This window comes from Dactylosporangium sp. NPDC048998, assembly GCF_043197855.1.
In the GTDB taxonomy this organism is placed as follows: domain Bacteria; phylum Actinomycetota; class Actinomycetes; order Mycobacteriales; family Micromonosporaceae; genus Dactylosporangium.
The window spans coordinates 114,362-138,299 of the sequence record NZ_JBICTV010000021.1; the positions used below are offsets into that span (position 1 = coordinate 114,362).

General features: G+C 70.5%; 25 protein-coding genes, 1 tRNA gene and 2 pseudogenes. 12 read left to right on the forward strand and 16 right to left on the reverse strand.

The genetic code is table 11. The features are described from left to right. Positions 1-252: 252 nt before the first annotated feature. Together ACGFI8_RS33820 and ACGFI8_RS33825 are read right to left on the reverse strand one after the other, a co-directional pair. Positions 253-738, reverse strand: coding sequence for a hypothetical protein (locus ACGFI8_RS33820; protein WP_392810893.1), 486 nt, complete (start codon positions 736-738; stop codon positions 253-255). A gap of 573 nt (positions 739-1,311) precedes the next feature. Further along, the gene (locus tag ACGFI8_RS33825) at positions 1,312-1,743 is read right to left on the reverse strand and encodes a hypothetical protein (RefSeq protein WP_392810894.1); all 432 of its coding nucleotides are present in this window, start codon (positions 1,741-1,743) and stop codon (positions 1,312-1,314) included. A 176-nt stretch (positions 1,744-1,919) separates the two neighbouring features. On the opposite strand from ACGFI8_RS33825, the gene ACGFI8_RS33830 reads away from it, so the two are divergent. Together ACGFI8_RS33830 and ACGFI8_RS33835 are read left to right on the forward strand one after the other, a co-directional pair. Then, positions 1,920-2,267, forward strand: a complete 348-nt coding sequence (locus ACGFI8_RS33830; RefSeq protein WP_392810895.1) for a GRAM domain-containing protein — start codon at positions 1,920-1,922, stop codon at positions 2,265-2,267. A 251-nt stretch (positions 2,268-2,518) separates the two neighbouring features. Continuing rightward, positions 2,519-3,085, forward strand: a complete 567-nt coding sequence (locus ACGFI8_RS33835) for a hypothetical protein (protein ID WP_392810897.1) — start codon at positions 2,519-2,521, stop codon at positions 3,083-3,085. A 230-nt stretch (positions 3,086-3,315) separates the two neighbouring features. Here the strand turns inward: ACGFI8_RS33835 and ACGFI8_RS33840 are convergent, their stop codons facing one another. The 4 genes and pseudogenes from ACGFI8_RS33840 to ACGFI8_RS33855 form a co-directional block, all read right to left on the reverse strand. Next, entirely contained in the window at positions 3,316-3,801 is a 486-nt protein-coding gene (locus ACGFI8_RS33840; RefSeq protein WP_392810898.1) for a hypothetical protein, read from the reverse strand. A gap of 627 nt (positions 3,802-4,428) precedes the next feature. Then, positions 4,429-4,605 (reverse strand): DUF3459 domain-containing protein, encoded by a 177-nt coding sequence (locus ACGFI8_RS33845; protein WP_392810934.1) that lies wholly within the window; start codon positions 4,603-4,605, stop codon positions 4,429-4,431. A 33-nt stretch (positions 4,606-4,638) separates the two neighbouring features. Beyond that, positions 4,639-4,761, reverse strand: a pseudogene (locus tag ACGFI8_RS33850) (alpha-amylase family glycosyl hydrolase); the annotation flags it as partial. Positions 4,762-4,849: 88 nt separating this feature from the next. Further along, complete coding sequence (locus tag ACGFI8_RS33855) at positions 4,850-5,194, reverse strand: hypothetical protein (protein WP_392810899.1); 345 nt, start codon at positions 5,192-5,194, stop codon at positions 4,850-4,852. Between the two features lie 32 nt (positions 5,195-5,226). Between ACGFI8_RS33855 and ACGFI8_RS33860 the strand changes: the two genes are divergently transcribed. Continuing rightward, positions 5,227-5,397 (forward strand): hypothetical protein, encoded by a 171-nt coding sequence (locus tag ACGFI8_RS33860; protein WP_392810901.1) that lies wholly within the window; start codon positions 5,227-5,229, stop codon positions 5,395-5,397. A 552-nt stretch (positions 5,398-5,949) separates the two neighbouring features. Here ACGFI8_RS33860 and ACGFI8_RS33865 read toward each other — a convergent pair. From ACGFI8_RS33865 to ACGFI8_RS33885, 5 genes are all read right to left on the reverse strand, one after another. Further along, positions 5,950-6,930, reverse strand: a complete 981-nt coding sequence (locus tag ACGFI8_RS33865; protein ID WP_392810902.1) for a VlmB-like protein — start codon at positions 6,928-6,930, stop codon at positions 5,950-5,952. 11 nt (positions 6,931-6,941) lie between these two features. Next, complete coding sequence (locus ACGFI8_RS33870; RefSeq protein WP_392810903.1) at positions 6,942-7,469, reverse strand: flavin reductase family protein; 528 nt, start codon at positions 7,467-7,469, stop codon at positions 6,942-6,944. Beyond that, a complete protein-coding gene (locus ACGFI8_RS33875) occupies positions 7,466-7,963 on the reverse strand; it encodes a hypothetical protein (RefSeq protein ID WP_392810904.1) in 498 nt (165 codons plus the stop codon). The genes ACGFI8_RS33870 and ACGFI8_RS33875 overlap by 4 nt, the downstream gene beginning before the upstream one ends. A 29-nt stretch (positions 7,964-7,992) precedes the next feature. Continuing rightward, positions 7,993-9,129 carry an acyl-CoA dehydrogenase family protein gene (locus ACGFI8_RS33880; protein ID WP_392810905.1) on the reverse strand — a complete coding sequence of 379 codons (1,137 nt, stop codon included), beginning with the start codon at positions 9,127-9,129 and terminating at the stop codon, positions 7,993-7,995. A gap of 84 nt (positions 9,130-9,213) precedes the next feature. Beyond that, on the reverse strand, positions 9,214-9,846 hold the full coding sequence (locus ACGFI8_RS33885; RefSeq protein ID WP_392810906.1) for a DNA-3-methyladenine glycosylase I: 633 nt from the start codon (positions 9,844-9,846) through the stop codon (positions 9,214-9,216). Between the two features lie 230 nt (positions 9,847-10,076). Between ACGFI8_RS33885 and ACGFI8_RS33890 the strand changes: the two genes are divergently transcribed. After that, positions 10,077-11,171 (forward strand): FkbM family methyltransferase, encoded by a 1,095-nt coding sequence (locus ACGFI8_RS33890; RefSeq protein ID WP_392810907.1) that lies wholly within the window; start codon positions 10,077-10,079, stop codon positions 11,169-11,171. A 48-nt stretch (positions 11,172-11,219) separates the two neighbouring features. Here the strand turns inward: ACGFI8_RS33890 and ACGFI8_RS33895 are convergent, their stop codons facing one another. The 5 genes from ACGFI8_RS33895 to ACGFI8_RS33915 all read right to left on the reverse strand — a co-directional run bounded on the left by ACGFI8_RS33895 (position 11,220) and on the right by ACGFI8_RS33915 (position 15,825). Continuing rightward, the gene (locus ACGFI8_RS33895; protein ID WP_392810908.1) at positions 11,220-12,590 is read right to left on the reverse strand and encodes a pyridoxal phosphate-dependent decarboxylase family protein; all 1,371 of its coding nucleotides are present in this window, start codon (positions 12,588-12,590) and stop codon (positions 11,220-11,222) included. Next, a complete protein-coding gene (locus ACGFI8_RS33900; protein WP_392810909.1) occupies positions 12,587-13,375 on the reverse strand; it encodes a tryptophan synthase subunit alpha in 789 nt (262 codons plus the stop codon). Before ACGFI8_RS33900 ends, ACGFI8_RS33895 begins: the two co-directional genes overlap by 4 nt. Continuing rightward, a complete protein-coding gene (locus ACGFI8_RS33905) occupies positions 13,372-14,256 on the reverse strand; it encodes a prenyltransferase/squalene oxidase repeat-containing protein (RefSeq protein WP_392810910.1) in 885 nt (294 codons plus the stop codon). Before ACGFI8_RS33905 ends, ACGFI8_RS33900 begins: the two co-directional genes overlap by 4 nt. 40 nt (positions 14,257-14,296) lie before the next feature. Further along, a complete protein-coding gene (locus ACGFI8_RS33910) occupies positions 14,297-15,364 on the reverse strand; it encodes a hypothetical protein (protein ID WP_392810911.1) in 1,068 nt (355 codons plus the stop codon). 373 nt (positions 15,365-15,737) lie between these two features. Then, positions 15,738-15,825: transfer RNA gene (locus tag ACGFI8_RS33915), tRNA-OTHER, on the reverse strand. Positions 15,826-16,051: 226 nt separating this feature from the next. On the opposite strand from ACGFI8_RS33915, the gene ACGFI8_RS33920 reads away from it, so the two are divergent. From ACGFI8_RS33920 to ACGFI8_RS33955, 8 genes and pseudogenes are all read left to right on the forward strand, one after another. Next, positions 16,052-17,050 carry a bifunctional lysylphosphatidylglycerol flippase/synthetase MprF gene (locus ACGFI8_RS33920; protein WP_392810913.1) on the forward strand — a complete coding sequence of 333 codons (999 nt, stop codon included), beginning with the start codon at positions 16,052-16,054 and terminating at the stop codon, positions 17,048-17,050. 24 nt (positions 17,051-17,074) lie between these two features. Next, positions 17,075-17,245 (forward strand): hypothetical protein, encoded by a 171-nt coding sequence (locus ACGFI8_RS33925; protein WP_392810914.1) that lies wholly within the window; start codon positions 17,075-17,077, stop codon positions 17,243-17,245. Then, on the forward strand, positions 17,242-17,511 hold the full coding sequence (locus ACGFI8_RS33930; RefSeq protein ID WP_392810915.1) for an acyl carrier protein: 270 nt from the start codon (positions 17,242-17,244) through the stop codon (positions 17,509-17,511). Before ACGFI8_RS33925 ends, ACGFI8_RS33930 begins: the two co-directional genes overlap by 4 nt. Next, positions 17,508-19,733 carry a beta-ketoacyl synthase N-terminal-like domain-containing protein gene (locus ACGFI8_RS33935; protein WP_392810916.1) on the forward strand — a complete coding sequence of 742 codons (2,226 nt, stop codon included), beginning with the start codon at positions 17,508-17,510 and terminating at the stop codon, positions 19,731-19,733. The genes ACGFI8_RS33930 and ACGFI8_RS33935 overlap by 4 nt, the downstream gene beginning before the upstream one ends. Continuing rightward, a pseudogene (ccrA, locus tag ACGFI8_RS33940) lies at positions 19,730-21,043 on the forward strand (crotonyl-CoA carboxylase/reductase); the annotation flags it as partial. The gene ACGFI8_RS33935 and the pseudogene ccrA, both read left to right, overlap by 4 nt. 65 nt (positions 21,044-21,108) lie before the next feature. Continuing rightward, positions 21,109-21,432, forward strand: a complete 324-nt coding sequence (locus tag ACGFI8_RS33945; RefSeq protein WP_392810917.1) for an acyl carrier protein — start codon at positions 21,109-21,111, stop codon at positions 21,430-21,432. Between the two features lie 72 nt (positions 21,433-21,504). Beyond that, positions 21,505-23,052 carry a long-chain-fatty-acid--CoA ligase gene (locus ACGFI8_RS33950; protein WP_392810918.1) on the forward strand — a complete coding sequence of 516 codons (1,548 nt, stop codon included), beginning with the start codon at positions 21,505-21,507 and terminating at the stop codon, positions 23,050-23,052. A gap of 86 nt (positions 23,053-23,138) precedes the next feature. Next, on the forward strand, positions 23,139-23,927 hold the full coding sequence (locus ACGFI8_RS33955) for a BTAD domain-containing putative transcriptional regulator (protein ID WP_392810919.1): 789 nt from the start codon (positions 23,139-23,141) through the stop codon (positions 23,925-23,927). The last annotated feature ends 11 nt before the right edge of the window (positions 23,928-23,938 follow it).

Here is a 23,938-nt window from a genome sequence, read left to right on the forward strand (position 1 = left end):
AAGATCGATAGAGTGCGGCAAGGTCGTTTGAGCCGGGACGTGGGCTGGATGAGAGGGCGAGTGGATGACCACTGCCGCGGTCGACACCGTCAGGTTGTCGATGTTGTGGGATGAGCGGTGGCCCGGCTGCTCGAAGCTGCCCTACGAGCTTCGGGGTGTCCGCGACCGGTGGGTGCGGTTTCATGCTGCAGGTCGGCGAGGGTGACGCCGAGTTCGGCCAGGTAGGCCCAGGCGGCTGCGAGTTTCGCCGGGTCAGCGGCCATGGTCGCCTGCGATCAGCCGGACGTGCAGGTCCGCGAGGAGCCGCGCCACGGTGTCCGCGGGATGGGCGACGAGCAGACCGCGATCGAGGTCCGCAGCGAGGACGACGAGGTCGCCGGTCTCGATGGCGCACATCTGCCGGACCGCGGCCGGCAGGGTCAGGTCGCTGCGGGCGCCGACCAGCGGCGCACCTGCGTCATCGGGCCAGACCAGGATCGCGCGATCGGCGACGTCGGTGCGCAGCCGCTGGCCGGGTCGCCAGCCGAGCTGCTCGAGGAGCAGCCGGGCCGATATCCGACCGGACCGGTCCAGCTGGGCGATGTCGAGTGCCGGGAGAGCCTGCGCGGGCGAGGTGCGTTGGGGCGCCAGGCGCGGCAGCGGCGGGGGTTGCGGCCTGCGGCGGGGGAGTGGTGCGGGTATCAGCGCCGCGATCATCTGCTCGGCGGCGGCCGGGCTGCTGCGCCGCGCGCCGGTCATCGCCGTCGCCCGAAAGTGGCGCTGACATGCAGATACCCGACCGGGTCGTTACCCGCTCGGGTCGGCCGGCGTGCCCGCCGGTGATGCTGCAGGGATGCTATGTTGGTGAGTTTCCACCAAGATCGGTGTCGAAGGGGGGATGTGAACCCCCATTTGTGGTACACGCGCGCAAAACGCGTGTCCATGCGCGAATCGTACCCATGCCTGCGGGGGCGATTCAACTGCCTTCATGAGCGAGCGCCTCTACCCGAGCTGGCACCGTATCTGCCGAGCCGCGGCGCCGATCGTCCAGACGGATGCAGCTGCAGCGCCACCGCATCCGCCTTGAACTGTGGTGGATAGCGCTTCATCACCAAGGTGTTCCTCCAGACCCTCAACCCACCCGGACCATCTCAGTCTCGAGCGTCAAGATCAGGGGAAAAGTCCCGTCAGTCTCGGTTGCGGTGTCACTCTCCGTAGATGTCAACGGGGGTCGGTGAGTTCGGCCGGTGAGCACAAGTAGCCGATGAGCGCTCACGTGATCTTGGTCGGGTCGGCCAGGTCCGCGAGCGCACTTCCGGGCGCCCACCGCCGTCAGAGGGTCAGCCTGAACTGCGTGGGGCCGCCACCGGATGGATCGATGGTCAAGTCCACGTCCTGCCAGGCGGGGAGGGTCTTCATGTAGGCCAGGGCCGTCTCGCACAAGTCCGCGGCCTCGTGATGGCCGCCGCGGTCCGCGCTGGTCATGGCGATGAGCACACCGAACGCCACGGCGTCGGCGTCCACGTTCTCGCCTGGAACCGGTTCGGGGCGGCCGTGCAGCAGCGACCAAAAACAGTGCTGCATGTTGTCGGCGTACCACAGCTCCGGTGGTGTGTGCGGCCAGTCGGCGGCCGCTGCGGCGAGGTCGTGCAGGAACTCGCGCACGCTGATCTGCCGGCCGTCGCCGATGTCGCAGATGGTGTCGGGCACCTGATCCAGTGCGTGCTCGGCCGCCTGCATGAATTCCTGCGGAGAGTCCAGCATGGCGCTCAGTGTGACAGCGCGGTGCACAACCGACCGCTTGACCGTGGGGTCGCGGATCCTCAACATCCGCTCCTGCCGCGTTGCACGATCGAAGTCCGACTCCATGAGGTCCTCGACGAGGTTGCCGAAAAGGTCGATCGCGTTCGAGGCATGCCCTGCCGATACAGTGGGGCCGCGTGGCCTCCCCTGGACCGGTCGCTGTCGATGATGAGGGCGTGGTGTGGATGGCTCGGGACCCCGACATACTCGTTCGGGCTGACGCGAACCTCTGGCGCGGCCGGGAGGCGGTCGGCGGCTGGCTCACGTTGACCCGCGAGCGCCTCGCGTTTGGGGCTCATGGGCTCAACGTCCAGACCGCGCCGCTGGACATAGCCGTTCAGGACATCGTCGACGTCCGCAAGCACCGGACCTACGGCTTCATCCCCAATGGCCTGACGGTAACCCTGGCGTCGGGCATCGAGTACCGGTTCGTCGTCGGCAAACGCGACCGCTTCATCACCACGGTGCAGGACCTGACCGCTTGATCGGTGCCGCGGCTCCGATCACGTCAGGGACGACACGCAATCGCGCACTGCAATGCCGCAGATCAAGCGTTACGGCCGTTCAGAGCGGCTTGATCAGGTGCACGCACATGCCGCAGCTCTCGCACGGTGGCCGGCCCGAAGATCGTCACGCTCCGAGGCGACGGCTCGGCGCTGCCGGTACACACTCGTGCCCATGTGCGCGCACGAGACGATGGCGGTGTGGACGCTGGCTGCTGCTCCGTGGTGAGTGCGTGGACACCGGCCTGGCCAAGTCGTTCGCCGGGAAAGCTGATGTGCGCGATGATCCCGAGGTGGACGGGTCGGAGATCCAGACAGCATTCGACGACGTATTCGATCAGGCCGTCGTCTTCCACGGCTTCGCTGACTACGCGCGCGACTACGACGTCTTCGTCTATGTCACTGCCGATCCTCGCCTTGGCATCGCCCCACTGCACGTCCGCTACCGGTTCAAGAACTGCGTTCGTGTCTTGGCTTTGTCCGCCCTGTCGCCGCAGATCTGGAAGCAGTCGCTGGACGAGCGGCTCGTGGACTATGAGCGGGGCCGTGACCTCGACGGTTACATATGGGGCGTCAAGTGGCAGGGGCTATGCCCGGGCATGCGGCTCGTGGAGGATTCGGCCGATGCCCGGCATTGGTCGCGCGACGTCGGCCTGCTCTTCTACGAAGCCACCATCGAGATGGACGGGCACAACATCTCGCTGATCTTTTCGGATCTGGTCGTTGACATCGTAGGCGCTGGATACGCACCGTTCGTCGTGCCCGACGGTGGACCAGACTTCAAGATCCCAATCCTGTAGTAGCTTCTCCAGCATCCTTCGGGATGACCGCACCTCATAGGTCCCAGCGTGCGTGTAGTGCACCGGTGCCATTGCCCGGGACTGCGTGTTCATGTGCGACCCGAACGCTTCGGCGAGCTGTACCAGCCGACCGCGTACGGGTGTTTCAGCTGCCCGACGCCGTCGACGCGTCGGTGAACATCGTGGGTGAGCGTCGATACACCTCGAGCGGTTGTGGCGGTGCCCCGGCATCAGGTCCGAAACGGCGTCTGAGGTGGCGTCGATTTGCCGCGACGGTCGGCGTTGTCGGGGTCGAGGGCGGCGACCGGGTGAGAGAACACTGCCGGCGCCGGCCGCGGCGTCGACACGGCCGGCGAGGGCGTGGACGGCCCAGCCGTCGGCTCGGGCGGTCCTGCGGCCTGAAGTTGGTTGACGGCTTCGCCTGCCGACAGCGCACCGGAGGTGACGGCTTGCCACAGGCTGGTGCTGCCCGTCGGTGTGACGACGGTGTGCTGCTGCAAAGCGGCCGGGCTGACGCCGTGGGCGTGCAGCTGCGCGGCCGCTGCCGGGTCCAGATCCTTCCAGGCGCGCACCGTCTCGGCGGTGAACCCGTGCGCAGCCCATTGCTCGGCCAGTGCGGTGATCCGGTCGCGGACATGCTCCGGAATCACATCTCGATCACCGAGCCGGTCACCCAGCAGCGCGCGGGCAAGCTCGGTGAGCCCGGCAATCGGCACCCAGACGACCGGCGAGTGAATCCCTCGCCCACGAGCGTTCATCGTCGCTGCCCGGCATACGAACGGACAATCAGGCTGAATTCCATGCAATCATGATCCCTCATCGCGCCGCCCGACAGGCGCGCGCCCCCACCAGCACGCCGATCACGCACACAACCAGACCGCGACTTCGGCGGTCCGCACATGCCTTCCGGCTCAGGCGAGCGGGGGCTCGTCCGCTCGCTCGGCATTGACGGGCTGCCTTGATCAGGTGCTCGCACATGGCCGATGAGCGCGCACTCGATCTTGGTGGCGGCCACGCGTTCTGCTGGCTGTCTGTCCGCTGCGCCGCCGAGTGCCTGGGCCGTCGTCGGCCAAGACCGGGCTCACCGGTCCGGCCGGCTGCTTGAGTCGGTCACGCTGACCGGGACGGGCACCTCCGGGCACGCCGACGTCCGCCTCGACGGCGTTGCCGCGCTGGTGGAGGCCCAGCTGGGCCCCGGCCGGCGGCGACCTGCTGCAGTTCGCGCACTGCCAGATCCGGCCGACGGCGACGCCGCCCTCGGCAGGTCGGCCCTGGACTTCCTGCGCGCCTGCGACCCGCCGCCGTACCCGGCGATCGTTTCGCCGACGTCTCCACCTTGTGGTTCACCGGCCACCTGCACCCCGCAGGCGTTCGTCGCTGATCTCGCGCCAGAAGGCGACGCAGCCGGCGTCGGCATGGGCGAAGCGGAGGCCGCCGCCGCGCAGGGCCGGGTGCTTGCGGCGCAGGGAGAGCAGGCGCGGGTACCACGGGAGGATGGCCTGGGTGGTGTGCCACGGCATCGGGGTGCGGGAGGTCTCGCCGTTGGAGCCGGTGAGGCCGAACTCGTCGCCGGCGAACACCATCGGGACGCCTGGCAGGGTCGCCAGCAGACCGACCGCGACCTCCACCCGTTCAGGCGAGCCGACGACGGTGCGGATGCGGGGGGTGTCGTGGGAGCCTAGTGCCGCGGAGCACCCAGCCGGTTGTGCGCGAACGACGAAGGCTCCAACCTGGCGAGTTTTTGCAGGTCAGAGCCGTGAGGATTCACACGTTCTGCAGGTCGGCGGCGACGGCGCCGGTGATGTTGGGGTCGAGCACGACACTCGACCCGGTGACGAGGTCGATCCTGGTCAGGCCGCCGTAGGCCTGGTTGACGGTGTACAGGTACTGCCCGGCGATCGCCACCGACGCGTAGTTGCCGGTCGTGGTGAGCGAGGTGACCGCGCCGGTGCCCGGGTCGACGCGGCGGATGCCGCAGTCGTCGGTCGCGTAGACATAGCGTCCGTCGGTACCGACGACCCGTAGGCGGAACGAGGACGTCACGAACTTCGCCTCGCCGCCGGAGGCCGCGCTGATGCACGAGCTCGCGGACCCGGTGTTGGTCGTCACCGGGGTCACAGCGCCGCTACCGACAACCACGCTTGGCGCTGTCCGGCTGGCAGAACGACGGCGCGACGCTCGTGATGCCACCGGGCCGGATCACCGCGACCCTCACCGGCGGCGAGGGCACCGCCTGCTTCGCCGCGGAGTGGTACCTGGCGGTGTTCGCGGTGCCGGCCCGCCTGGTCCCGCCGGGCAGCCGCGTCGGCTGACCGCGGCGCCGGGTGCCATAGAGTGGGGTCTATGCCGCCGACCGGGCCGTCGGCGATGATCACACTGGCCGCCGGCCTGCTGATCGCGGCCCCGCCGGCCGCCGCCACCTACACGCCGCCCTGGCCGAACCCTGCTGGGCGCCGGTACCGCGCTCGGCCTCGCGACCATCCCGGCCGCCGGCGCCGCTCTTGCCGCGCCGTCGGCCCAGCGGCCGACCCGCGCGCAGGTGCTCGCCGTCATGCGGCGGCACCGCGTTCTTCGCGTTCGGCATCGCCTACGGTATCGGCGCGGGCCTGCTGGTCGGCCGACCTACCTGCCGGCGCCGGCCCGGGCCTGGAACGGCATGGTCGGGGCGGGGGGGGGGGGGGGGGGGGGGCGCCGGCGGGGGGGGGGGGGCGGGGCGGGGGGCCGGGGGGGGGGGCCGCGGGGGGGGGGGGGGCCCCGCGCGCCCCCCCCCCCCCCCCCCCCCCCCCCCGAACCGCACCGCCGACGACGGTGTCGATGCCTTCCTGCTGGCCGGCGCGGAGCTCGCCGCCCTGACCACGTGACGCCTACTTGCCGGTGGCGAGGATCGCTATCGCCTCTTCGAGGTTCATGTAGCGCAGACGGGCCTCGGACATCTCGTCGGTCCAGTGTTCCGCGATGTCGTAGCGTTCCATCGGGGAGGTGTCCAGCAGCTTGCGGCCCGGGAACACCTCGTAGCCGTCCAGCAGGTCGAGGTGTTCCTGCATGCCCTCCTGGAAGAGGTTCTCCCGGCGCAGCACGTACTTGAGGACCGGGACCTCGTCCCAGAGCTTGCGGCCGGCCGTCACGATCTCCAGGACCCGGGAGCGGTACTCCGGATGCTTGATGAGGTGCTCGCGGACGATCGAGCTGCCGACCGTCAGGTGCCGGATCTCGTCGATCCCGGCGCCGCGGGCGATCTCGCCGGCCGCCGGGTCGAGCCGGTCCCACTTGCGCTCGCTGAGCTCGGCGGCGGGGGCGAGCACGCCCTCGACCACGATGGTGAAGGCCGCCACGGCGCCGACGAAGTCGCCCTCGTCGCGGACGGTGCGCACGACGAACTCCTCGATGGGGGTGAGGACGTCGGCGACGTACTCGGCGGACAGCTCGGCGATGGTGGCGTGCAGCTCGTCCGCGGGCACGCCGAGCTCGACGAGGTGGTTGCGGAAGACCATCGCGTGGCGGGCCTCGTCGAGCACCTGCGTGGCGAAGAACTCCATCTCCGGGACCCCGGGCGCGTCGGCCACGAAGTACGACAGGCTCCGGGCCGCCCGCTCCTCGGCGATGGAGCGCCAGCCCAGCTCGAGGATCAGCGCCTCGCGCAGCGGGCCGGGCTTGCGCATGAACTCGGGGGTGGGCGCCGTCTCGGCGTGGCCGGTGGCGGCCCGTCCGGCGAGCGTGCCCTGGGCGACGGCAGTCAGCCAGTACCCGAGATCGCAGTCGCGCGTGGTCAGGTTCAGTTCCTTCGCGCCGTCGAGGAGGTTGGGGGCCAGGTCGAAGTCGGCTTCCCGGGGAATTGCATCCGTCATGGCGAAACCTTTCATCCCGTTGTCTTGTGGATCGGCCAGAGCGTGCCGTCGTGCAGCCGGCCGGCGAAGTGCAGCAGCGGGCCGCCGTCGGCCAGGTTGCCGTCGCGGGCGGTGACGACCTCGCCGAGCAGCAGGACATGGTCGCCGGCGGGGACGGTCGCGGTGAGGTGGCAGCCGAGCGACGCCAGCGAGCCGCTGATCCACGGCGCGCCGCTGAACGCGTCGGGCTCCCAGTCGAGATGGTCGAACTGGGCCAGGCCGGGTGGCCGGCCGGGGTCCGCGAACCGGGCGGCGAGCGGCGCCTGCCGGGTGCTGAGCACGTTGACCGCGAAGCGCCCCGCCGCGGCGACGGCCTGGGTCAGGCCCGACCCCTCGCGCAGGCCCACGCCGATCAGCAGCGGCTCCCGCGACACCGCGGCGACCGACGAGACGGTGGTGCCCCGCACGACGTCGCCGTGCCAGACGGTCACCACCGCGACCCCTGTCGCGAGCTTGCGCACAGCCTGGCGCAGCTTCACATCGAGTGCGGTCGCGGTCATTGGCCGGGGACCGCGGCGGCTTCCGGGGTCCGGTCGCCGGTTTTCACGGGGGTACCGCCGAAGAGCTCGTCGCTGAGGCGCTGGAAGGCGGGCGTCGGATGCGGCTCGAACGGCAGGTTGAACGGCTTCAGGAAGTTGCCGTACACGCCGCGGTCGGCCCACAGGTGCCAGGGGATCGCGATGAGCGCCCACTCCCAGCCGATCGTGAAGCCCCACAGCGCGATCACCGCGGCCTGCGTGATCTGGCTGTGCAGGATGTTGTAGGCGATGTAGTAGTTCTTCGAGATCTTCCCGGTCTTGCTGCGCCGGAACGCGATCGCGCCGGGGATGTAGCCGATGATGTCGATGTAGGCGAACAGGATGAGCGCCGGGATCAGGCGGATGTCGCTCCAGTGCACGACGATGAGCACGGTGCAGACGACCCAGCCGACCAGGTACTCGGCCCGGTGCAGCTTGACGGTGGTCGGGCTCTCGAACGCGTTCTTCATGTCCATGACGGGTCCTCTTCGCCGATGGGGGTCGGTCAGGTCAGCCGCAGCGGACGGCCGGTGAGGTAGTCGACGAGCGCCTCCGCCATGGCGGTCCGCGACGGCGGGTGGTAGGCCAGCGCGCGGACGGCGGCGATGAGGTAGGCGATGTCGGGCGACCGGATGAACGCGATGCCGCCGAGCACCTCGGCCGCCAGGTCCGCGGCCTCCCGCAGCGCCTGCTGGACCGCGTACCGGGCCACCAGCACGGCCGAGACGGCGGCGTCGCCGCTCAGCCCGTCGCCGAGCGCCTGGGCGGCGTGCTCGACCAGGGCGACCGCGGACTCGAGCTGGATCGCGGCCTGGGCCCGGTCGGTGACGCTGCCGCGCCCCCGGTCCAGTGCCTGCTCGACCAGGGCGCTGGTGGCGCCGACGTACACCGACGTGGCCAGCATCTCGAACCAGGCGAAGCCGATCGTCTGCAGGTCGTCGAGCCGGTCGGGGGCGTCGGGCGTGGTCCGGATGAGCAGGTCGGCCGGGACGAACACGTCGGTGAGCCGGACCTCGTCGCTCTCCGCCCCGGCCAGCACGTTGCTCAGCCAGAACGGCTCCACGCTGATCCCCGGCGACGCGGCCGGAATGAGCAGCAGCGCGAGCGTGGGGGTGCCGTCCACCGGGACCGCGGCGCTGGCCGTGAGCACGTCCATCGACCGGGCCAGGCTGCACGGCTTCTTCCCGCCGTTGACCAGGTAGCCGCCGTCCACCGGGCGGGCGGTCGCGGCCGGGATGACGATGTTGGCCCCGGGGTTGCCCTCGGCCCATCCGGAGGCCAGAAGGAGGTTGTCCGGGGCGATGCGGGCCAGCAGCTCCAGCTGGGCGTCGGTGAGCCGGCCGGCCCGCCGGGCGAGCGCGAACAGCGTCGCCGTCGTGTAGTGGTGCATGGTGGTCGCGGCGCCCAGCGACGGCGAATACGACGCCATCGCCCGCACGATGCGTGACGCGTCGAGCGCACCCACGCCCGAGCCGCCGTATTCGGAAGGGACCATCAACCCGGCTCCGCCGAATTTGCGGAAGATGTCGAGCACTGGCCCGCCCGGCGCCTCACGCTCGGACAATGGGATGTCGGCGAGCGCGGCGCACATGCCCGGGTGATAGCGCTCGCATACATTCCGGGCCTCGTCAAGGGAGCGCATACATAGCTTCCCGTCTATGCAGGAGAATAGTACCGTGCTCCCACATAATTGCAGTCGGCGCTGACGCCGAACTGACGGCAACGGCTACAGATCGCCCGCAGCGCGGGGCCTGATGAACGCGCGCCGCTGGTCGTCGCGGACCACCCGGAAGCGGCAGCCGGCGAGGTGGTCGTTGACGACGCCGAGCGCCTGCATCACGGCGTAGACGGTGGTCGGCCCCACGAGACAGAAGCCGCGCCGGTGCAGCAGGCGGGAGAAGGCCGCCGACTCGGGCGTCCAGGCCGGCAGCGCGGCCACGGTCGGAGGCGGGTCGCCGGCTGGCGCCTCGAAGCTCCACAGCAGCCCGGCCAGGGACATGCCGTCGTCCCACAGGCGCTCGACGGCCCGGGCGTTGCCGATGGTGCCCAGGATCGTGCCCCGGTGCCGCACGATCTCGGAGTCGCCGAGCAGCCGCGCGACGTCGGTGTCGGTGAACCGCGCCACCACCGAGGGGTCGAAGTCGGCGAAGGCACGGCGGAACCCGTCGCGCATGCGGAGGATCGTCAGCCAGGACAGGCCGCTCAGGAACGCCTTCAGGCACAGCTTCTCGAAGACCCGCCGCTCGCTGCCGACCGGCCGTCCCCACTCCCGGTCATGGTATTCTTGATATTCGGGCGCCAGGTGCGCCCAGGGGCATCGGCGCATGCCGTCCGCGCCAATGAGGACCTCGTCGTCCATCAATGCGACACCGACCCGGTGCCGACCATTCGTACACCGCCGATGGCGCTCGACATTGACACCCTTTCGTCGGTCGCGTTTGGTACATGCTGCCAGGCAACCCGGCCTCAAGGCAATTCGCAATGCATGGACACCATTGGCGGCGGTCAGTGTAATATCAGCTCGCAGTCGAGCCTGCCTGACAAGATGAAGCCCTATTACCGCGTCAAGGCAAGATGTGAGGAACGCCTATGACCACCCAGGACAGGCTGCCACTGCGTCAGATCGAGACCGAAATCGAGGAGGCACTGCGCTGTTACCCCGGCGTCGCGCGCGCCCGCGTGCGGCGCGAGGCCGACGGCCGGCTGGTGGCGCGGGTGCTGCCGTGGGACACGCATTCCGTGACCGCCGACACCGGCGTGCTCGCCGAGCTCGCCGTCATGAACCTGGCCGAGACGCGGTTCCTGCACGACGAGATCTTCGTGAACGAGGTCTACCTGCGCGGCGGGATCGTGCTGCGGGAAGACGCCGTCGTGTTCGACGTCGGCGCGAACATCGGGATGTTCAGCCTCTTCGTCGGGGCGCGCTGCCCCTCGGCCCGGGTCTACGCGTTCGAACCGGTGCCCGAGGTGTTCGCCAAGCTCGTGCGCAACGTCGACGAGCGCGGGCTCGACGTGCGGCCGTTCGACTACGGGCTGTCCGACCGCGAGCAGGACGTCACGTTCTACTACTACCCGAGCATCTCGATCATGTCGTGCCGGCACGACTACATCAACTGGGAGAACGAGGTCGACCTGATCAAGCTGTACGTCGAGAACGCCCGCCGCAACGGACCGCCCGGCCGCGAGGAGCACTTGGCCACGGTCGAGGCGCTGGCCCACAAGGACTTCGAGTACGTCGAGTGCCGGTGCCGGCTGCGCCGGATCTCGGACGTGATCGACGAGGTCGGCGCCGGCGTCATCGACCTGCTCAAGATCGATGTCCAGCGGGCCGAGTACGACGTGCTCAAAGGGATCGACGAGCGGCACTGGCCGCTGATCCAGCAGATCAGCATGGAGGTCCACGACGAGGCCGGCTCACCGACCGAGGGACGGGTCGAGCAGGTCGCCAAGCGGCTGGCCGACAAGGGCTTCGCCGTCAAGGTGGAGATCGAGGAGGTGCTGCGCGACACCGGCCGCTACGCCGTCTACGCCGTCCGGCCGGGCTACGAGCACGATCCGCGCAAGGTGGTCGCGGCGGCCGGGAACGGGCGGCCGGTCGAGGCCGGGCGCGTGGCGGAATGGCTCGCCACCCGCCTGCCGGCCGAGCGCCTGCCGGACGAGGTGGTCCTCGTCGAAGCCCTGTGAGAGCACAAAAAAGTGCACCCGATCCCTCGGATCGGGTGCACTTTCTTTTTACAGCGCCGGGTCGATCGTCGCGATGACCTCGTCGATGAGCTGCTTGCTCGTCTCCGGGTGCACGAAGCACAGCCGCGCCACCGGTTCGCCCTGCCAGGAGGTCGGCAGCACGAACGCGATCTGCTCCTCCAGCAGCCGGGCCGACCAGCGCTCGTAGTCGTCCCAGTCCCACCCGTCGCGGCGGAACAGCACCACCGAGAGCTCCGGCTGGCAGACCAGCGTCAGGCCCTCGGTCGCTGCGATGCGGTCGGCCGCGTACCGGGCCATGCTGAGCGTATTCTCGATGCCGTCGCGGTACCCGTCGGTGCCGTGGATCGCCAGCCCGAACCACAGCGGCAGGCCGCGCGACCGGCGGGTCAGGTGGTAGGCGTAGTCGCTGGGGTTCCACACGTCGCCCCCGCCGTCGTGGATGGCATCCAGATAGGACGCCCGCTGCGCGTGCACCCGCTGCGCGGTCCGCGGCTCGCGGTACAGCAGCGCCGCGCAGTCGAACGGCGAGAACAGCCACTTGTGCGGGTCGATGACCAGCGAGTCGGCCCGCTCGATGCCGGTGAACAGCTCCCGCACCGACGGGGCGAAGATGCCGGCGCCGCCGTAGGCCGCGTCGACGTGCATCCACAGGCCCGCCTCCTGCGCGACGTCGGCGATCCCGGCCAGGTCGTCGAGCAGCCCGGCGTTCGTGGTGCCGGCGGTGGCGACCACGGCCACGACGTCGTCGCGGTGCGGGTCGCGGGCCAGGGCGTCGCGCAGCCCCGCGCCCATCATCCGGTGCTCGGGCGTGGGCACCAGCAGCGGCTGCATGCCCAGCAGGTGCAGCGCCTTGCCGACCGAGGCGTGCGCGTCCGCGGTGACCGCCACCCTGGGTCGTGCGCATTGCCCGCCGCGCCGGCTCAGGCCGGCGTCGCGGGCGACCAGCAGCGCCGAGAGGTTGCCGCTGGTGCCGCCGGAGACGAAGCAGCCGCCGGCGCTCGCGGGCAGCCCGGCGGCGTCGGCGAGGGCCCGCAGCGCCTGGTTCTCGGCGGCGACCGGCCCCGCGGCCTCCAGCCACGAGATGCCGTGCAGCGCGAAGCAGGAGATGAGGACGTCGATGAGGATCGAGGTCTTGGACGGCACGCACGACACGAAGGCCATGAACCGTGGCGTGTCGCACGCGATGATGGCCGGCGCGATGTCCCGCAGGAACACCGACAGCACGGCCTGCGGATCGTTGCCGGCCGGGGTGATCAGCCCGGCCAGCTTCTCCGCGAGCCGTTCCCGGTCGCCGCCGGTTTTCAGCGGTACCTCGTCCAGGCTCAGCTGCCGCAGACACTCGTCGAAGACGAGCCGGGCGAGCTTGTGGTCAAGCGTGTGCATGGAGGTCCCGTTCACGTGCCGTCTCCGCCTTTCGCCGCGGCCATGATGCCCTTGAGCCATTCGGCGAACGCCGAGGTTCCCTCTTCCAGCCGGGCCACGGCGGCGGTGCCGATGATGACCCCGTCGCAGCCGCCGCTGCCGCGCAGCTCCTCGACGTCGGCCGCCTCGTTGATGCCGAAGGCCGCGCAGACCGGCAGGTCCGGCCGGATCGCCCGGATCTGCGCCCGGGTCCGCCGCAGATCGGTGAGGGAGGCCGCCCGGGCCCCGGTGCTCGGTCCGAGGGAGGTGTACACGAAGCCACCGCCCCGGGCGATGACGCGCCGGTCGGCCTCGGCCAGGCCGGCGGCGGTCGCGCCCACCGCGGGGATGACGACCGCGCTGTCCTCGGCGGCGGCATGCGCGTAGTCCGTGATGTCCGGCGGGTCGGTCTCGAACAGGTAGCCGGACACGCCGGCCCGCAGCGAGGGCGCCGCGGTCCAGGTGGTGGGCGCGGGCCACGCGGAGGGGTAGACGATGGCCACCCGCACGGGGGCGCGCAGCAGCCAGCCGATCCGCTGGGCGTCGGTGCCGGGCTCGGCGTCGCGCAGGGCCCGGGCGATCAGCGGCCCGGTCCGGTGCGACCACTGCGGCTCGGCGATCGCCGGGAACTCGATGAAGTCCACGTCGTGGCGGATGCACAGCTCGAGCGCTTCCAGGCTCGCGGCCCAGGACGGGAAGCCGGGGATGAGATAGATCCCGACCGCGAGCGTCCCCCGGCTCGTGTTGCCGCCGATGACGTCCGACAGCCGCGACCGCGTCATCGTTCGCCCCGCCGCAGCGTGAGCAGCGTGGAGACGAGGCGCAGCGCGCAGTACGACTCCCACAGGCTGGCGTAGGGCCGCGCCCCGTAGCCGCCGTCCGGCTTGGCGAGCGCGTCCACCGCCGGCCCGAGCCGGTCCGTCCAGACCGTCGCGCCGAGCACCTCGCCGGCCCGGAAGCCCCAGTAGGAGGCGGCGAGCGACCCGGTGCCGTCGTTCACGTACAGGGTCGCGAGCCCGGACGGGGTGGCGAACCGCGCCCGCAGCCATTCGGCGGTGTCACGGCTCTCGGCGGGATCCAGGGGGTGCCCCAGCAGGGCCAGGCTGCAGACGGCACAGTACGTGTGCTCGGTGTCCGACGGCCGCCCCGGCGCGCCCGAGTAGCCCCCGTCGTCGTTGCGGCAGGCCCGGATGAACCCGACGAGCTGGGCCGACACCGCGGGCGGGATCAGGCCGAGCGCGCCCAGCTGCTCGAGGGCGCGCAGGACGTAGAACATCTCGTCGATGTCGGAGGCGGCCGGCAGGTCCGGCGCGGCCAACTCGGCGACGAACCAGGCGGCGAGCTCGCCGGGGATGTCGTGCCGCCGGCTGGAGAGCGTCAGCGCGCGCACCGCGTAGTAGCCCGCGTTGCGGGACGGCTCCGGTTCGGCCGCCGTCATGGCGAACGTGCCGCCCGGCCGGCGGCACTCGTCGACGAACGGGGACGGCGTGACCGGCTCGCCGGACAGGATCGCCGTGATTTCGGCCGCCCACCGCAGTGCCTCCATGGTCGGCTCGTCCTCGTTGGCTTCCAGATAGCTGCCCGGCCCCTGCTGGCGGGACTTCAGGTAGCGCAGGGTCGCGCTGGCCGGAAGCAGCGTCGGGGTACTGACCGGAAACTGCATCGTGCGAACAGCTCCTCTCGTGGTCGCGGTGGCATGGGAATCAGCCGCTGACCGTGCCGAAAATGTGGCTCTGCGGCGAGATCTCAAGGAAGTCGAGGCCGGCCAGCGCGCCGGGGGACGGAAGGCTCTTGGGCGCCGGGCCGTCGAAGAGGAGACCGTTGTGCAGTTCGTCGCGGTACGCGGCGAGCTGATACGTGCGGTACAGCGGGCGGATCTGGCTGGGTGCGTCGTTCATCCGCTCCGGGCCGAGGAAGGTGCTCGCCGTGGCGATGCTGCTCATCTCGCCCAGCGCGGCGATGGAGACGGTGAAGCTCACGAGGTCGCTCGGCATCACCATCGACGGGTCGTCCGCGGTGTACTCGTACGGCTTGGGCACCGCCTCGAGCAGATCGCCGCCGTGGATGACGAACTCCCCGGCTCCGTCCATCGTCTCCGGGCTGATGAGCATGTCCTGGCCCATGAGGTAGTTCAGGTAGCCGAACAGCTGGGGGTTGCGGCTGTAGTAGAGCAGCGTGGCCAGGCCGTCGGGGTGGTGCTGATGGTCGGCACCGTCGTTCAGACGGCGCTGCCGCAGGTCGTTGATGCAGGTGCCGTAGCAGCCGGAGTCGATCAGCGCGATGGACGGGCGCCGCAGGATCGAGCTCAACGTCGGCGAGGCGGCCTGGATGGCCCGCGACACGTGGGCCAGGTGCAGGTCGCGGCCCTGGTCCAGGGCGGTCGCGGCGACGAAGAACGGCAGCGCGTCGCGGGCCAGGAAGACCAGCGTCTCGATCGAGTGCTGCCGGCACCAGCGCAGCGCCCAGTTCGTGAAGCCGTACCAGACGGGGGTCCACGGCCGGATGAGGTTGAGGAACCGCTCGGTGGTCGCGCCGAGCCACTCCGTCAGGTCGCCGGGCGCGGCGAACGTGCGGTCGCACACCTGGTCCACCTGGCGCTGGGACAGGTCGTCGGCGGCGAGCATCGCGCTGCGGAACTGCGCGCCGGCCTCCTCGGCGGACGGCGCCGCGGCCGAGCTCGCGACCTGCCACCGCTCCAGGCAGAAGTCGACGACCGCCCGGTTGTAGTCCGCGGCCAGTCGATATTCGCTCGCCTTTGGCAGATCCAGCAATAGCGCGGTCAACCATTCCGGGACTGCGGAAACCGGTATCGGATAACGGACTTTCCGGCCGGCCGAAATGCGGGGGACCTGGCCGGGAGATCGCAATGTCGTCGACAAGTTCGTGGTCATGAGATTGGATTCGACTCACCTTGCGGGGCTAGCTCCGCCCACGCCGGTCGGCTTTGGCGCAGGCGTGCGCCGTCCCCCGCGGTTGTGTCTCCCACGAATTCTCCTAGCACGCAACGGTGCGAGGGCAGCCGGCACGGCGGCTGGCGTCGCAACTTTGTCGGTTGTAGAGCTCACCGGCGCCGTCGAAAGGGCGCAGAGCACAAAAAACGGCAAGCCCAAGGAGCACCGGAGTGCTCCTTGTCGCTTGTCGTCGCGGAGAGGGCAGGATTCGAACCTGCGTAGGCACCCAGTGCCTGCCCGGCTGACGCCGGGCCCCATTAGGCCGCTTTGGGAACCTCTCCTTCGGCGTTACGTTGTGTTGCTCTTCGTGGTGCTGAAGCCAAGTTAGCGGATGACGCTGATCTATGGCTGACTCGTTGCTGACCGTGCTGGGCCTTGATATCCGAGCGCTCGCATGCAATAAACAGATACAGACCTTGAACCGCTTGTTGACTTGCGAAATGAACGCACCCGCCAGTGCTTGAAGCGACCACGGCGTCGAATAGCTATGTCAGGAATGAGGCATTCATGACGATCGAATCACTTACGGCCTCGGACATCGCCCTGGACGCCATCCAGCGGTACCCGGACGCGGACAATCCCAGCTCGTTCCTCGCGGTCAACGAGGGCAACAGCTACCTGCACCTGCCCGACACGCCGGGCGTGATCGTGTACCGGCCGACCGGGCGGTACCTGGTGCAGTTCGGCGGCCCGTTCGCGCCCAAGAAGGCCCGCCCGCGCCTGCTGCGGGCCTTCGTCGACCTGGCCGCCGCCCAGGACCGGGAGATCGTGACCATCCAGCTGCAGGGCGCCGACGCGCCCGAGTACCTGGACGCGGGCTTCACCGTCAACCAGATCGGCGGCTCCTATGCGCTGCGGCTGGACACGTTCAGCCTGCGCGGCACGGCTTTCATGCAGCTGCGGAACAAGATCGCGCGAGCGGTGCGCAGCGGGATGACGATCAGCGAGGCGCCGTTCGACGCCTGGCAGGACGCGATCAAGGAGCTGGACGCTGGCTGGCTGGGCGGCAAGGGCGGTGCCCGGCCGCTGGAGTTCCTGGTCGGCCAGATGGGCGGGCGGTACCAGCACCTGCGCCGGCTCTTCGTCGGGGTGCACGGCGAACGGCTGACGGGCTACATCTCGTACTCGCCGGTCTACGGCTCCCGGCCGGGGTGGATGCACGACCTCAGCCGCCGTCAGCCGGACTCCCCGCCGGGCGTCATGGAGGCGATCAACAAGGCGGCCATCGAGACGTTCCAGGCCGAGGGGGTGCCGTGGCTGCACTTCGGCTACACGCCCTTCTCGGGCCTGTCGGCCGAGCGCGAGCTGCCCGGGCGCAGCCGCGCCTTCGGCTGGTTCATGGACGAGCTGTGGACCAACGGCGGGCACATCTACCCGGCCCAGACCCAGTTCGCCTACAAGGAGAAATGGAAGCAGGACATCGTTCTGCCCGAATACATCGCATTCCAGCACGGCGCCAGCATCCCGGCCCTCGTGCACGTGTTCCGGTCCTGCAACGCCGTCTAGCCGTCCAGTCGTGGAGGAGAGCAAATGCCGGACGAGATCGCCGCGGCCGGGCAACAGGTCGTCGACATGCTCGGCGCGTGCGCGGCGGCCCCCGACGACCTCGAGACCGCCCGGGCCGCCGACGAGGCGCTGCTGAGGCTCGAACACGTCCTGGCCGCCGACTCGCCACTGTCGCGGAAGGGACCCAGCTCGTGACCACTCGCGTACCCGTTCCCGCCACCCAGGAACTGATCGAGGAACTGCGCCGGATCTGCGCGGAGACCGTTGAGATCCCGATCGGCAAGATCACCGCCGACGCCGACCTCGCGGCCGACCTCGGCGTCGACTCGCTGTCGCACGACGAGTTCGTCGTGACGGCACTCGAGCGATACGGCCTAGCCGAGCTGATCAGCACCGTGCAACCCACGAGCTATCCGACGCTGCGCGCCCTGGCCGACCTGATCCAGCAGCTGGCCAGATGACGGAGATCGCCATCGTGGGCATGGGCATCGCGGTGCCCGGAGCCGGCCACCCCAGCGAGTTCTGGCAGCTGCTGCACGCCGGCCAGCCTCAGGTGTCCGACCCGGACGCGGACTACCGGATCGACTCGTTCTGGTCGGCCGACCCGGACGCCGAGGACCGTTCCTACGCCCGAGCGTCCGGGTTCCTGACCGGGCTGGCGCCGCATCCGCGGCTGGCCGCGGAGCTCGCGGCCGGCCGGTTCGACGGCACCGCCCGTGAGGCGATCTTCCTGCGCCACTGCCTGCTGCACGCCGTCGACGGCGTGACGATCCGTGACGGCGACCGGGGCCACTGCGTGATCGGCGGCACCGACGTCACGTCCCGGCCGCTGGACGAGGCCGTCGTCATCGAGTCCGCCGCCCACCAGCTGTCCGTTCGCCTGCAGAGCGACCCGGCCGCCGCCGCCACGCAGCGGCGGCGGCTGCGCGCGCTGCTGCAGGAGCACTTCGGCCACTCGGCGCCGCCGTCCGCGCGGCTGCGGCCCGACCAAGTGGTGCGCTCCGCCGTCGACGGGCTGGTGCCCGGCGGCGCCGCGGTCACCGTGGTCGACGCCGCGTGCGCCTCGTCGCTGTACGCGATCGGGCTCGGCGCCGCGCACCTGCTCGCCGGCGACTGCGAGGTCGCCTACTGCGGCGGGATGTCGGGCGTCGCGCCGCGCTACAACGTGGGCTTCGCGAAGCTCGGCGGGCTGTCCCGCAGCGGCCGGCTGCGCGTCTTCGACGAGCGGGCCGACGGTACCCTGTTCTCCGAGGGCGCCGCGGTCGTCGTGCTCAAGACGCTGGATCGGGCGCGCGCCGACGGCGACCCGGTGCTCGGCGTGCTGGCCGGCTTCGGCGCGTCCTCCGACGGGCGGGGCAAGGCGATCTACGCGCCCAACCCGCTCGGGCAGTCGCTGTGCATCGAGCGCGCCCAGCGCGCCGCGGGCATCGACGCGAGCCGGGTGGACTGGGTGGTCGCCCACGCCACCGGGACCGTGGCCGGCGACGCCGCCGAACTGACGTCCCTGGCCGCGACGGCACCGCCCGGAGGCCGACTCACCGTGTCGAACAAGCCGGTCATCGGCCACACCGGCTGGACCTCCGGCGCGGTGTCGGTGATCCACGCGTTGCTCGCCCTGCACCACGGCGAGATCCCGGCCCAGCACGGGTACACCACTGCGCCGCCCGGCTCACTGATCGGCACACGCGTCGAGGTGCCGGTCCTCACCACCCCCTGGGACCGCCACGACGACCGCCCGCGCGCGGTGGGGGTGTCGTCCTTCGGCTTCGGCGGCGCCAACGCCCACGTGGTGATCACCGAGGCCGGCGCGCGACGGGCGGCGCCTTCCGCGCTGCCGCTGCAGCCCGACCCGGTCGTGCTGGTGGCCTGGGCCGCTCACCTGCCGGGCGAGCCGAGCCGCGCGGAGGTCGAGCGCATGCTCGCCACGGGCGGGTGGACGTGCCCGCGCGACTTCGGCCGCTACGAGCCGCCGCCGTTCGACGAGGTGCGGCTGCCCGCCGGCACGGTCCGCTCGACCGACCGCGGCCAGCTCATGGCGCTGCACCTCGCGGCGATGCTGATCGACGAGTACGGGGAGCTGTGGGCCCCGGTGCGCGACACCACCGGCGTCATCGCCGCCCGCAGCGGCCCGCAGCCCCTCGCCGTGGGCAACCTGCTGCGCTGCTACGCCGCCGACCTCGAGGGCCTGTTCGCCGACGACGACGCCAAGACCTGGGCCGCCGTGCTGGACGACGTCCGCGCGGAGACGCCACCCACCCGCAAGGACACCCTGCCGGGGATCTTCCCGAACATCCTGGCCGCGCGGCTGGCCAACCGGCACGACCTGCACGGCCCGGCGATGCTCGTGGACTCCGGCCCCACCTCGGGAGCGACCGCCCTCAACACCGCGGCGCTGCACCTGGCCACCGGCGAGCTGGATCTCGCGCTGGTGCTGGCGGTCAACGCGGCGGTACCCGCCGGGCTGGAGCACGTGACCGGAGCGGCTCCTGACGGCAACGCCGAAGGCGCCTTCCTGGTCGCGCTGGCCAGATCGTCGACCGCCCGCCGCCAGGGCTGGCGGGCGCTCGCCGAGGTTCCCCGCGGTGCGGGCGGACCGACCGGCCGGGACACCGGTGGAACCACCTTCCTGGCCGCGGACCCGATCGTCTCGCTCCTGGCGACGATGGCGCAGAGCTCGTCATGACCGATCTCGCGCAGTCGGCCGCCGCCGACGATCCGGCGGCGCTGGCCAAGTGCCGGATCCCGGACCGCCATCGCGCGGCCGTCGTGTTCGAGGCCGATCAGGGGGTGTTCGCGGGCGTCCCGTCCGCCGAGCGTGATCTTCGCCGGTCGCTGCACGTGACCGAGGTCCCGACGCCCGAGCCGGCGCCCGGCGAGGTCCTGATCGCGGTGATGGCCAGCTCGATCAACTACAACACGGTGTGGACCGCCATGTTCGAGCCGGTGTCCACGTTCCGCTTCCTGAAGCCTTACGGCCGGGAGTCGGAGTTCGCGGCCCGCCACGACCAGCCGTACCACGTGGTCGGCTCCGATGCCGCCGGCGTCGTGCTGCGCGTCGGGTCCGGGGTGACCCGCTGGCAGCCCGGGGACGAGATCGTGACGCACTGCCTGCACGCGAGCCTCGCCGCTCCCGCCGGGCACGACGACGCGCTGCGTGACCCGGATCAGCGCATCTGGGGGTACGAGACCAACTTCGGCGGGCTCGCCGACCTGGCGCTCGTGCAGGCCACCCAGCTCATGCCGAAGCCCGCCCACCTCACCTGGGAGGAGGCGGCCTGCCTGAACCTCACCCTGTCCACCGCCTACCGGCAGCTCGTCTCCGGGCACGGCGCGGCGATGCGGCAGGGTGACCGCGTGCTCATCTGGGGCGCCTGCGGCGGTCTGGGCGGGTACGCCACGCAGCTGGTGCTCAACGGCGGCGGGATACCCATCTGCGTGGTCTCGTCGCAGCAGAAGGCTGACCTGTGCCGCCGGCGCGGCGCGGAGCTCGTCATCGACCGCGGCGCCTTCACGTTCTGGGACCCGGACCGGCAGCCGCGCCGGCGGGACTGGAGCCGCTTCCGCGACGCCGTGCGGGCGCTCGGTGGCGGCGATCCGGAGATCGTCTTCGAGCATCCGGGGCGGGAGACGTTCGGCGTCAGCGTGCTCACCGCGGCCCGCGGCGGCACCGTCGTGACCTGCGCCTCGACCAGCGGCTACGAGCACCTGTACGACAACCGGCACCTGTGGATGCACGTGAAGCGGATCATCGGCTCGCACGCGGCGAACTACGAGGAGGCCTGGCGGGCAAACGACCTCGTCGTCCGCGGCCGGATCCACCCCGTCATGTCGCGTGTCTATGCGCTGGACCGCATCGCCGACGCCGCCCGCGCCGTGCGCGCCAACGAGCACATCGGCAAGGTCGGGGTGCTGTGCCTGGCCCCGCGGGAAGGCCTCGGCATTCGTGACGAGCGCACCCGGGCCCGGCATCTGGACCAGATCACGCTGTTTCAGCAGGCGTCCGCCGAATCGGATGGAACGGAACGGAACGCCTCCGTAGGCAAGGAGAAATTCGGAACATGATGGCGATCGAGCGGCTGTGCGAGCTCCCGCCGGCTGAACGGCGGGCGGGACTCGAGGACCTTGTTGTCGCGGAATTCAAATCGACGTTGATGATGGATGAAGACGAGGATCTCCCCTTTGACGCGAGTTACTTCGAGCTCGGTTTCACCTCGCTGGGAATCACCGAGATCAAGGAACGGCTCGAGACTCAGTTCGGTCGCAGCGTGAGCACCAACGTGTTGTTCAACAGCCCGACCATGGAACGGCTTATCGCCTATCTGGCCGACGAGGTCCTGACCGACGTCTTCGCCCCCGTGCCGCAAACGGCCGGGCCGTCCTGATCCGTGCCGCCCGCCGGGCCGGGGAACGCAGAGCTATATCCCCGTACTGCGATATGAAAGGGAGGTGAGGCCGTGAGCGACCCGAATGCGCAGACACTGACCGCCCGGTGCGCCGAGCATGCTCGGCGGCGCCCCGACCAGCCGGCCGTCATCTGCGAGGACCGCGAGGTGACCTACGCGGAGTTCCACCGCCGCAGCAACCAGACCGCGCACGCACTGCTCGCCGCGGGGCTGCGCCGCGGTGCGCGGGTCGCCTATCTCGGCCGCGAGTCCGAGTACTACTTCGAGATCGCGCTCGGCTGTGCCAAGAGCGGGACCGTGCTCGTGCCGATCAACTGGCGGCTGACCTCCCGCGAGGTCGACCACGTCCTGCGGGACTCCACGGCCGAGTTGTTGTTCGTGGAGCGCGACTTCCGGCCGGTGGTGGACCGGCTGCGCACGTCGCTGCCCGCGCTGACCACCGTGATCGAGATGGACACGCCCGGCTCGCTGGCCGACGGTTTCCTGTGCTGGCGGGACGGGCACCCCGACACGGACCTCGATCCCGGCACCGGGCGCGACGACGCGTTCGTGCAGATGTACACCAGCGGGACGACCGGCCTGCCCAAGGGCGTCGTCCTCGCCCACCGGGCGTACTTCACCTTCATCGAGCACATGGAGCGGGCCGGTCTCGACTGGATCGACTGGATCCCCGGGGACCGGTCCATGAGTTGCTTCTCCGGCCTGCACTCGGCCGGCATGGGCTGGTTCATGTACGGCTTCGGGGCCGGCTGCACACACGTGGTCATGCGGATGTTCGTCGCCGAGGAGGCGGTGCGGTGCGTCCGCGACCACGGGGTCACGATCATGTTCGCGGCGCCGGCGATGCTGCGGATGCTGCTGTCCGAGCGGACCGCCACCCGCGCCGCGTTCACGTCGCTACGCAAGGTGACCTACGGTGGCTCGGTGATCGCGCCGTCGTTGCTGCGCCAGTGTATGGAGAGCCTGGACTGCGAGCTCGCCCAGATGTACGCGGCGGCGGAGTCGGGCGCCGGGGTGACCTGCCTCGCGCCCGCGGAGCACCGGCCGGGCAACCCGCGGCTGAGCTCGGTCGGGCGGCCGTGTCCGGGCAACGAGGTGAAGATCGTGGGCCGCGACGGGGAGATCCTCCCGGCCGGCCAGGTCGGCCAGATCTGGGCCAGGAACCCCGCCAACTTCATCGAGTACTGGCAGCAGCCGGAGGCGACCGCGAAGGCGCTCGTCGACGGCTGGCTGATCATGCCCGACGCGGGCTACCTGGACGAGGACGGCTACGTGTACGTGCTGGACCGGCTCGACGACGCCATCATCGTCGCCGGTCAGAACATCTATCCGGCGGAGGTCGAGAAGGCGCTGTCCGAGCATCCGGCGATCGCCGACGCCGCGGTGGTCGGCGTGCCCGACCAGCGTTGGGGCCAGGCGGTCAAAGCAGTGGTGGTGTTCCACGGCGATCAGCAGGCGACCACGCGGGACCTCATGCTGTTCCTGCGCGGCCGCATCGCCGACTTCAAGATCCCGACCCAGTTCGAGTTCGTGGACGCGTTGCCGCGCAACCCGACCGGCAAGGTCCTGCGCCGGTTGCTGCGGGCGGAATCGCGCTGAGCGGGTGGCGTTGCGCCAACCACAGCACACAAGGGTCTTCGTACACAGGGTGACGCAGAGCATCGGCAATGGGGACGGGAGATCGCATGATGATCAGATTCTTCGTGCTCGGGCCATTCGAATGCCAATCGGCCAACCGGCCGCTGAAGATCTCCGGAACACTGCAACGGGCGCTCCTCGCGACCCTGCTCGCCGCCGAAGGCCAGCCGGTCGCGGTGGACTCGCTCGTCTCGGAGCTCTGGGGCGACGAGCCGCCGCCGCGCTGGGAGAACGCCTTACAGGCGCACATCAGCCGGCTGCGCCGGCGGATCGACTCGGCCGACGACCGGTCCACCCGGCTCATCGTCGAGCACTCCGGCTACCGCCTGCAGACGGCCGAGGACGCCGTCGACGCGAAGGTGTTCATGCGTGAGTTCGACTACGCCCGGTTCCTCGGCGCCTCCGACCCCGCGACGGCGGCCGACGCGCTGCGCAATGCGCTGTCCCTGTGGCGGGGCAAGGCCTTCGGTCTGGTGATCCAGGGATCGCTGTGCCGCATCGTCGCCCAGCGCTACGAGACCGCCCGCGTCGTGGCCCTGGAGACGCTGTTCGACCTGGAACTGCGCAGCGGACGGCACATGGACATCATCCCGATGCTGTCGGAGCTGGTCGAGCAGCTGTCCCTGAACGAGCGCTTCTGCGAGCAGCTGATGATCGCGCTGTACCGGTCCGGGCAGCAGGCGCGAGCCCTGAGCACGTACACCCAGATGCGCGACCGGCTCCACGAGGAGCTCGGCGTCGAGCCGACCGTGACCCTGCGGAACCTGTTCAACGCGATCCTCAACCACCACGAGGCGCTGCGCCTCGGGGCCGATCACGCCGTGCTGCGCACGTGACCTGCCCCGGC

What these genes read in the sequence shown, in the direction of transcription:
- ACGFI8_RS33820 (WP_392810893.1), bottom strand. Translation starts at nt 738, where the DNA reads ATGACCGGCGCGCGGCGCAGCAGCCCGGCCGCCGCCGAGCAGATGATC.
- ACGFI8_RS33825 (WP_392810894.1), bottom strand. Translation starts at nt 1,743, where the DNA reads ATGCTGGACTCTCCGCAGGAATTCATGCAGGCGGCCGAGCACGCACTG.
- ACGFI8_RS33845 (WP_392810934.1), bottom strand. Translation starts at nt 4,605, where the DNA reads ATGCCGTGGCACACCACCCAGGCCATCCTCCCGTGGTACCCGCGCCTG.
- ACGFI8_RS33865 (WP_392810902.1), bottom strand. Translation starts at nt 6,930, where the DNA reads ATGACGGATGCAATTCCCCGGGAAGCCGACTTCGACCTGGCCCCCAAC.
- ACGFI8_RS33870 (WP_392810903.1), bottom strand. Translation starts at nt 7,469, where the DNA reads ATGACCGCGACCGCACTCGATGTGAAGCTGCGCCAGGCTGTGCGCAAG.
- ACGFI8_RS33875 (WP_392810904.1), bottom strand. Translation starts at nt 7,963, where the DNA reads ATGGACATGAAGAACGCGTTCGAGAGCCCGACCACCGTCAAGCTGCAC.
- ACGFI8_RS33880 (WP_392810905.1), bottom strand. Translation starts at nt 9,129, where the DNA reads ATGCGCTCCCTTGACGAGGCCCGGAATGTATGCGAGCGCTATCACCCG.
- ACGFI8_RS33885 (WP_392810906.1), bottom strand. Translation starts at nt 9,846, where the DNA reads ATGGACGACGAGGTCCTCATTGGCGCGGACGGCATGCGCCGATGCCCC.
- ACGFI8_RS33890 (WP_392810907.1), top strand. Translation starts at nt 10,077, where the DNA reads ATGACCACCCAGGACAGGCTGCCACTGCGTCAGATCGAGACCGAAATC.
- ACGFI8_RS33900 (WP_392810909.1), bottom strand. Translation starts at nt 13,375, where the DNA reads ATGACGCGGTCGCGGCTGTCGGACGTCATCGGCGGCAACACGAGCCGG.
- ACGFI8_RS33905 (WP_392810910.1), bottom strand. Translation starts at nt 14,256, where the DNA reads ATGCAGTTTCCGGTCAGTACCCCGACGCTGCTTCCGGCCAGCGCGACC.
- ACGFI8_RS33920 (WP_392810913.1), top strand. Translation starts at nt 16,052, where the DNA reads ATGACGATCGAATCACTTACGGCCTCGGACATCGCCCTGGACGCCATC.
- ACGFI8_RS33925 (WP_392810914.1), top strand. Translation starts at nt 17,075, where the DNA reads ATGCCGGACGAGATCGCCGCGGCCGGGCAACAGGTCGTCGACATGCTC.
- ACGFI8_RS33935 (WP_392810916.1), top strand. Translation starts at nt 17,508, where the DNA reads ATGACGGAGATCGCCATCGTGGGCATGGGCATCGCGGTGCCCGGAGCC.
- ACGFI8_RS33945 (WP_392810917.1), top strand. Translation starts at nt 21,109, where the DNA reads ATGATGGCGATCGAGCGGCTGTGCGAGCTCCCGCCGGCTGAACGGCGG.
- ACGFI8_RS33955 (WP_392810919.1), top strand. Translation starts at nt 23,139, where the DNA reads ATGATGATCAGATTCTTCGTGCTCGGGCCATTCGAATGCCAATCGGCC.